The sequence below is a fragment of the Dyadobacter diqingensis genome (assembly GCF_024220585.1).
Classification (GTDB): Bacteria; Bacteroidota; Bacteroidia; order Cytophagales; family Spirosomataceae; genus Dyadobacter; species Dyadobacter diqingensis.
This window is the reverse complement of the sequence record NZ_JAMXKF010000024.1, coordinates 1-1,245: the sequence shown is the minus strand read 5'-3', so window position 1 is coordinate 1,245 and position 1,245 is coordinate 1. Positions and strand designations below refer to the sequence as shown.

The window sequence follows — 1,245 nt, the reverse complement described above, 5'->3', positions numbered from 1 at the left end:
ACAACTTCAAGTTCGTCATTTACCTTAACGAAGTCCGAAGGATGTTTGATTTTCTTAGTCCATGACAAGTCAGAAACGTGTACAAGTCCGTCGATACCTTCTTCAAGTTCGATAAACAAACCGAAGTTAGTAAGGTTACGTACCACACCTTTGTGACGAGTACCAATTGCATACTTATCTTTCAATGAACCTTGAGTCCAAGGATCTTCAGTAAGTTGTTTGATACCAAGAGACATTTTGCGCTCCTGACGGTCCAAAGTCAATACTACTGCGTTGATCTCGTCGTTTACGTTCATAAACTCCTGAGGATTGCGCAGGTGCTGAGACCATGACATTTCAGAAACGTGGATCAAACCTTCAACACCTGGTTTGATTTCAAGGAAAGCGCCGTAATCAGCAACGTTAACGATACGTCCTGTTACTTTAGATCCAACCTGGATATCTTCTGACAACGAATCCCATGGGTGAGACTGAAGTTGTTTCAAGCCAAGAGAGATACGTTTTTTCTCTTCATCAAAGTCAAGAACCACAACGTTAAGTTTCTGGTCAAGTGCCAAAAGATCTGACGGATGGTTGATACGTCCCCACGAAATATCCGTGATGTGCAACAAACCATCTACTCCTCCAAGATCGATGAACACACCGAAGTTTGTCATGTTCTTGATAACACCTTCAAGAACTTGTCCTTTCTCAAGGTTATTAAGGATTTGCTGACGTTGTGCTTCAAGATCTTTTTCGATCAATATTTTATGAGAAACTACAACGTTATCGTTAGCATAGTTAATCTTAACAACTTTCACTTCCATACGCTTTCCAACAAAGATGTCGAAATCACGAATTGGTTTCACGTCGATTTGTGAACCTGGCAAGAAAGCTTCGATACCAAATATATCTACAATAAGACCACCTTTGGTTCTTCTCTTTACGTTAGCATCGATTACTACATCCTCGTCAAACGATTTCTGGATGTTATCCCATGCAGTAATTACTTTTGCTTTTTTACGTGAAAGAACAAGCTGACCTTGTGCGTCTTCCTGGTTTTCTACATAAACTTCCACTTCGTCGCCAATTTTCAATCCTGGCAAGTCACGGAATTCATTTGATGAAACGATACCATCAGATTTGAAACCGATGTTAAGAATCACCTCGCGGTCTGTAATACCTACAACAACCCCTTTAACAACTTCTTTTTCCTGAACCGGAGAAATTGTTGTTTCGTACATTTCTTCAAAACGAGTACGGTCA

At 40.3% G+C, this 1,245-nt stretch carries 1 protein-coding gene; it reads right to left on the bottom strand.

Features of this window, described 5'->3' with window-relative positions; all coding sequences use genetic code 11:
* Positions 1–1,245: 30S ribosomal protein S1 (rpsA, locus tag M1L62_RS29250; protein ID WP_254563189.1), on the bottom strand; the 1,245-nt coding region annotated here is incomplete at both ends.